Below are 6,800 nucleotides of genomic sequence, written 5' to 3'. Positions count from 1 at the left end.
AATCTTCGACTTGATTGATAAGCTGATCAATTTGCACGTCCACAGCGCCGGTTTCAGCAGCGCTTTTTTCGTCAATATGGGTGTTAACCGTTTCCGCCGCCGGATATTTTTGTTCTAATAATATCTTTAAATCACCAAGTAGTAGACGAAGTACCATTGCATCATCATGTAAAAATCGCTGTTCAACCAAAACTGACACCCCTTGCAGAATTTGTAAGTAATCGACAATCTGAGGCGCACTATCTGCTTCTTGATCATTACCGTTAGCCGTTTTGTTCCAATTACCGTGTAATCGCTCAGGGGAAAACAATTCATCTATTTTATCCGTCAAAAGCAGCTCCATTTTCATTCGCGAATTTTCTAAAGCAACAGCACTATCTATATGTATTTTCCTAAAATAATGAAAAACAGATAAACACCTAAAATAGCTCCGGCTGCGATCAGGTAGTTCATATAAGGAGAATTAAAGCTGCCTATATTACCCATAGCCGCCTCTTCGACTTCAACTGAAGTAATGTCAAGCATGTCCTGCTGTAATCTTGATTGCAGTTTTTTCATGTACTCCTTGACCTTAACAGGGTTACCCTCATACCTTCCGCGAAAGCCGTAACTCAGACAAAAATAGTAAATTTCAAAAATAAAAACAGGTGTCTGAGGCTTTAACAAAATATCGTCGATAATTTCATAAAATACTTCTCCGGCATTATCCAACTTAAAAAGCTCTTTCTGTAAAAGCGGCCAACCTGTTTGCATTTCCCGTAAAAAACTGGTTTGAATTAATTCATCAATATGTGCAACAATAGGGAAAATAATCAGATAAACGTCGCGCTCAGAATACAACTCTGAAACCGTAGCCCGCAAAAAATCAAGCTGAGTCCGCATCTCCGTTCGAATATTCACAACATCATCGGTGCACAAAGGAGTTTGAGATTGATCCTGCGGCGGGGCTTTTGACACATCTTTAACTTTATCTTTAACTTTAACTTTATCTTTTGTATCACCGTAAAAAAGTGGAGTATCCGGAGTACGGAGTCTAGCGCCACAGAGTGATTCCATTTTGCTATAAACCTGATGAACTGCTTCCCAATATTGATTTTTCATAAGCTTTTCTTTTCTGTTGATGAAATGACACTATTGTCTGGTGTTAAATAATAAACCTCAATCTTTGCACCTGAAATCCAGGCATCGAGAATATTTTCTACATGGCTCACGAATGTTTCAACCAGCGGCTCCATACTGGGATCATAGTCCCTGAAAAGTAGCTGATAGCGATGTTTAATATGATTAGACACCTCACTGCCAAGGTGCTGCGATTTTTCAACCCGAAGCTCTAGCAGCAAATCCATTATTTGATGAAACGAAGCTTGCTGCATTCCTCCCATAACCAAAAGAATGTCGGTTAAATCATCACGATTTAAAATTTCCTTGTTAGTAAGGGCAAGAAACTGCAGAAAGCCATCAATATTTTCCTGAAAAAAATTATCTGAATGGGGAACAAAATCTACCGGTAGTTCCCATTTTACCCCTATAACACTGCGACTGAATGGCGTGACTTCCAGCCTTTGAGAAATAGCCTCTGAAAACCAGGGTTGAATCCATAATGCCTCGGTCGTAATGGTTTTAGGGTGCTGAAATGCATTTGGAAAATGCAGGTTGAGGTAATGATGTTTATTTCCCTGGCTATCGGTTGTTTCACTGGTCTCATAGGAAGGCACTGTCCCAGAAAGGATACCGGGTTTTACCGGCACCATGCCGTCTTTAGCTATCTCATATACTCCGAGTACGGAGTGGAGACTATAACCCTGTTCCAAATCAGAATGGTGTATAGCATATGCCTCTTTTGTTCCATTGCAGCTTATCGCCTGGGAAACACCTTTATGCAGGTTAATCATAGGGATTGTAAATAATCGAAACACATCGCGATTTAGTACAAGATTGGCAGGCCACTCCGAATCAAGGTCAAGAATAATAGTAAAATCGGTCCAGTTGCGAGGAGGCTTGCCAACTTCAATATTGAAAAATAACTCCTGCCAGGGAAAATGAAAAAACAGCCGTTCCTTCTCAAGCGGATGGGTAAAGTCATTATCTTCATCATCAATCGGGAGACCATACGACACATCGCAGGGTGTACCAGGTGTGGTTTCACAAACTTTTTCGTTAAAAACCACTGTTGCACGCTTTATGTGTTTCTGTAATTTAACTAGAACACCTTGTGAAGCTTCATAATTACCTAAATGATTAATCTGGAAACTAATCCTACCAATATCTTCGCTACGAACAAAAGATGCCTTCAGACGCAGTGTCATCCGATACCCCTTATTCGGTAATGACAACAGATTAAATTCCGAAAGAGTTATCGGTAAGATCCGCAGCTGGCTCATGGTTTTAAATAGTGCGGTACCCTTGGTTTCTGATGAAACAGCAATTTCCGATCCTTTTGGCAGATCAATAGTTTCAGCAAGGTGTCTTGTCGGCTGAGCTTGTAATAAGGTCATGGCCGGCAAAGGACTCAAAAGATAAGGGAAAAACTGCTGAAAAATTCGTCGGTGCGTGGCGCTGATATTGCGTGTTCCTGCTAAGCGCGTACGAGCTGAAAAGAGGGCCATAGCCTCAATTAAGCGTTTGACATCAGGATCGTCATGAGCCAGAGGTACGCCAGGATGCAGCGAAGCATAAGTCATCCGGAAGCTATCAAGTGCGCCCATCTCTTCCAAAAATGTTTTATAAAGGCTTTCATCTATCTTCATAATAATCAGCACAAATCCTATAAATTATCGTTCTAATACTTACCGAACGTACCATTTAAAAAGCCAAATTTTGCGTAAGTTATCCCAGATTCAAAATTCCTTTGATATTAACCAAACTACCTTTCAAAGTAGCAAGACCATTAGAGATAAGATCCAACATTCCCTTCGACTCAAGTTTGATAGACGCCGCTTTTAATTCAGCACTAGCGCTCCCTTCCATACTTAGTTTTACAGCTTTCACCTCAGTATTGACAGTGCCATTAATACTGACATCCATTGCTTTCAATACCGCTTTTTTACTAGCTTCAACGGAAATATCAGCTTTGCTTTTGATGTCAAAATTTAGGCCGCTTTGAAGCTGTGTTGCCTTTTTTGACTTACAGGTTATGGTTTCCGCATCAAGAACAAACGTAGAACACTGCATAAAAACGCCTTCCTGCGTCTGGGTAATCGAGCTTGAATCTTTAGATCCTTCAACCTTTGATTTAATACTGGTACCATCCATAACAATAGTTTGAACAATTGAATCATCATCATTTTCTACAGTCAGAATGATCCCTTTTTCTTTATCAAGTTCTATCCGGCAAACCAGTGTTTCCATAACTCAATACCCTTTAGCTATCGTTAGACGTATCATTCTTCCTGTTTAGTTTCCAGCACAATTCTTCCTTCATGAAACTGTATTTTTTGCGTGTCCGCCCCCGAAGTCCGTTGCATATTCATCCTAGGTTTGTTGTCCACATAAATATGGTTAATAGAGGTCTTACTGCTGTCATTAATACCAAGCAATAAGTGGTTCCCTTGACTTTCCATAGGCAAACGGCAATCGGGACGCCAGTCCAGAAACCTGACAATGCGAGCACAATGAAAATCAACTGCCAACAAGACCCTTGCATCTTTATATGCAGGAAAATAAAAATGCCCCGGAGAAAAAATCGGTTCAAAAGGTGCCACTAGCTGTTGGTTATCAAAAAGCGGCAGCTTTATCCGGTATTGTTCAAGGCTGGTTTGGGGATGCTGATAGAACTGATAAGTCTCATCTTCATCAGCCCCCTGCTCACTGATTATTTTTCCTTCTACATACAGTGGAAATTGAGGATATTCATATTCAGGCAAGTTAAGTGCAGTTTCGTCTTTCAATTCTAATTGTGATTGCATATCAATATGGTAGCGACAGAACGGCATATTGTGTTCACTATCCGCTTCTTCATTGACTGCACGAGCCTGAATAAAAACATCTCGCACCCGGTACTCTTGCCCCAATAGAAAAATCTTATCGCTCCATAAACCACCCTCAAGTTTAACAATAATGCCTGGCCGATAAGTGAGCAGAGGAAAACGGCAATGGTTAAACTCTATTTCATGACTGCGACTTTTTTGTTTTTCAGATTCAAGATCGAATGCTTTGTCAAATTCAGCTGCAATCGGCTGTCGAACCAGAATATCCCGACGAATACCTGTTATAGCTTGCTGACGGTCAGTCTGCTTTTTACCTGGATTTTCTGAAAAAATGTTCATTAGCCTGTCATTATATCTAGTACTAGCAGGGAACTTTATCTGATGCGATGATATTTCCAGCTTGCTGATCGCAACCGCATCACTATTTTGATCCTTATTCTTGGCAAGAAGATATTCATTACTCTTAAGATTGTATGTAAAAACAGCATTTTGAGAAGCAACATACCAAACTATAAAGTCATAAAAACTGACATTATTATTTTCAGCCCCTAAGGGTAGAGTATTGATAGCAAATTCTTCCTCAATTTCAGGCCAGTCATATTGTATTAATACATTGTTGGTTCTATTGGATTCGATCAACTCTTTGACACTTTTATCCACCAATATATCGCAGGGAAAATGTTGACGCCAGAGAACGAATGCCGGATCAGCAAACTGTATCTGGTAGTGCCTGTACAAAACCAGATCCCCCTGCAAATGCACATTTTCAATAGTAACCTCGTTTAGAATCACCTTATCCATAACCAGGCCTTGTAATTCTATCGGCTCTATTTCTGACTGACTCGATTCATTATCAGGTTTAAAATGGGGCTCAATTTTTAGCAACACCTCAATCAAGGCATCTGTTGTAAAATGGTCAAATATTTTATCTTCTTTAGTCACCAGAGATACCCAAAAGCTAAGTTCCGAAAAAAAACCATAAGGTCTAAGATTGAGCGTAAAGTTTTTTATATTACCAGCAGGGATATTAAATGATTCCCCGGCAATAGTTAGCTTCATAGCGATTTCAAGTGCATCAGTAAACATTTTATTTCCATCTAAGTTAGCAACCATATCTCACAGTAAAATCTTTATATACAGAATCAAATTCCATCACTAAAGATTTTTCTGTCTCCTTTATCCTGCATCGAATTTTAAATGAAATACGAAAGGGATTACTGTCATCAAGCAACGTTATCTCTTCCAGCAGTAATCTCGATTCATAGTGTTCAATATTGTATTTAACTTCTTCCATAATCGCGGCAGATAACTGATCATATGAACTGTGCTGGTTCATATCTCGAATTCCGTACCCTTTAAGAAAGCTTCCATAACCTTTTTTGGTATTGAGCATATGATTTAAATTTTCAACAATGCTCAATAGATACAGATTTTTGTTATCAATATCTTTTTTCTCTTCGAACTTAGTAAAAAAAGTCATTTTCGCATAACCTATTATTAAGGGACGCAACAGTTCATCCCATGACTAACCTGTCCGCCAATACAGATAGAAGCTTGTATTTTTCAACTCGGACCTATCATAAAATGCCACCGCCATCTCATTCAGTGCGTGATCCCATTCTTCACCTTCCTTGAACAGATAAAACTCCACTTCTGCCCCAAAAGAATGTTGAAAAGGTGGGCGTTCAACCTTTTTCAACGGAATACCATGCAAAGCCATTTGATGGATCAGAGACAATCGGGATAAACCTGCCAGTTTAAAATTTTCAATGTTAATATCAGCTACTACCTGATCTTTCTGAATCAAAAGGTAAACATAAGCAGCCTGTCTGATTTCTTGCGGCAACTTGATTTGGTAAACATTATCTTTAAGCTCAAATGGCAAATATGGAGGTCGACTTCGAACCAGTCTCATTTGTTCATTAAGAGTTTCTATAAGGTCTTTTAATGTAGAAAGCTGACTATGCTCATAGGCTGCGCAAATGTTATCTGGCGTTAAATTCCGGTAAAAGCAAACATCGGCATATAGGATATATAGCATTTCATACAGATAATAAGGATGTAAATGTACTTGCGTAGCAAGGTTCGCCAAAAACCTTCTAGCCTTAAATACGCTTTTCAAACATTGCTTCACGCTAAACAAAATGTCACCACTCAGGGCGCTGGCAACATCCATAGATAAATTGTATTGAAACAATTCCAAAGACTCCGCAAGCTCAGCCAAAGGCTTCTTCAGAAATGGCGATCTTCCTACCTGTAACAAAGGGGGAATAAAGCTTAAAGATAACTGCCATATACCCTCTGGGGATTTATCAAACTCGGCCAGCTTAATTGTTTCAGTAATATCCGGATATACCTGTTCCGATGACAGCACCAGAGAATATATAACCCTAGGGATATTTAGATTTGTTTGTTCTTGCCAACCCTCCGACATTTTCCCTTCAGGTTGTGCTTGTTTCAATACATGGAGGTAAACAGCAACGCTTGTTGTTCCTGATACATTAAGGTTAAAGGGTGAAAGCACTGAATTACCCGGCAAGTCCAGCAGCAAACCTGAGCTCATAACCAGACTCATTTCCTGAACAGAAAATATCCCCTCACTAAGCAAGGTCTCATTCAGTTTGAGCTTGCCAACACCATAGAATGGCAAACCATACATATCAAACCTTTGCGCCATATTGGCAAGAATGGAGTCCTGCTGCGCACAAAGATGCTCCGGCAGAAGAGTCTGTCCCATTTCCCAGCTTACGTTAGCTAATCTATCATCCATCGTTTTCACACTTTATGTTGGTGGTTAAAAAACCGTCAAAGGAGTTTGCTTTATATTTAGTCGGCTGCCGAGCAAATACCCGCTGCACCTTAGCGGGTATTTAT

Annotated in this window: 7 protein-coding genes; all 7 read right to left on the bottom strand. The window is 39.8% G+C overall.

Annotated elements, in window-relative coordinates:
* A partial coding sequence (locus AC4GME_RS16145) for a hypothetical protein (RefSeq protein WP_490379765.1) occupies positions 1-331 on the bottom strand: 331 nt, incomplete at its 3' end.
* 47 nt (positions 332-378) lie between these two features.
* Positions 379-1,101: a DotU family type IV/VI secretion system protein gene (locus AC4GME_RS16140; RefSeq protein WP_490375843.1), complete on the bottom strand. Its 723-nt coding sequence runs from the start codon at positions 1,099-1,101 to the stop codon at positions 379-381.
* The gene (locus tag AC4GME_RS16135; protein ID WP_490375844.1) at positions 1,098-2,747 is read right to left on the bottom strand and encodes a type VI secretion system baseplate subunit TssF; all 1,650 of its coding nucleotides are present in this window, start codon (positions 2,745-2,747) and stop codon (positions 1,098-1,100) included. Before AC4GME_RS16135 ends, AC4GME_RS16140 begins: the two co-directional genes overlap by 4 nt.
* A 79-nt stretch (positions 2,748-2,826) precedes the next feature.
* A complete protein-coding gene (locus AC4GME_RS16130) occupies positions 2,827-3,348 on the bottom strand; it encodes a hypothetical protein (protein ID WP_490375845.1) in 522 nt (173 codons plus the stop codon).
* 32 nt (positions 3,349-3,380) lie between these two features.
* Positions 3,381-5,012 carry a hypothetical protein gene (locus AC4GME_RS16125; protein WP_490379764.1) on the bottom strand — a complete coding sequence of 544 codons (1,632 nt, stop codon included), beginning with the start codon at positions 5,010-5,012 and terminating at the stop codon, positions 3,381-3,383.
* A 16-nt stretch (positions 5,013-5,028) separates the two neighbouring features.
* Positions 5,029-5,406 (bottom strand): type VI secretion system baseplate subunit TssE, encoded by a 378-nt coding sequence (tssE, locus tag AC4GME_RS16120; RefSeq protein ID WP_490379763.1) that lies wholly within the window; start codon positions 5,404-5,406, stop codon positions 5,029-5,031.
* 45 nt (positions 5,407-5,451) lie between these two features.
* Positions 5,452-6,696, bottom strand: a complete 1,245-nt coding sequence (gene tssK / locus AC4GME_RS16115) for a type VI secretion system baseplate subunit TssK (protein ID WP_490375848.1) — start codon at positions 6,694-6,696, stop codon at positions 5,452-5,454.
* Between the last annotated feature and the right edge of the window lie 104 nt (positions 6,697-6,800).

It is taken from the genome of Psychromonas sp. (assembly GCF_983033635.1).
This window is presented reverse-complemented; position numbering and strand designations above follow the sequence as displayed.

Coding starts and splice junctions, on each gene's coding strand:
- tssK (WP_490375848.1), bottom strand. CDS start 6,696: ATGGATGATAGATTAGCTAACGTAAGCTGGGAAATGGGACAGACTCTT.
- AC4GME_RS16130 (WP_490375845.1), bottom strand. CDS start 3,348: ATGGAAACACTGGTTTGCCGGATAGAACTTGATAAAGAAAAAGGGATC.
- AC4GME_RS16125 (WP_490379764.1), bottom strand. CDS start 5,012: ATGTTTACTGATGCACTTGAAATCGCTATGAAGCTAACTATTGCCGGG.
- AC4GME_RS16135 (WP_490375844.1), bottom strand. CDS start 2,747: ATGAAGATAGATGAAAGCCTTTATAAAACATTTTTGGAAGAGATGGGC.
- tssE (WP_490379763.1), bottom strand. CDS start 5,406: ATGACTTTTTTTACTAAGTTCGAAGAGAAAAAAGATATTGATAACAAA.
- AC4GME_RS16140 (WP_490375843.1), bottom strand. CDS start 1,101: ATGAAAAATCAATATTGGGAAGCAGTTCATCAGGTTTATAGCAAAATG.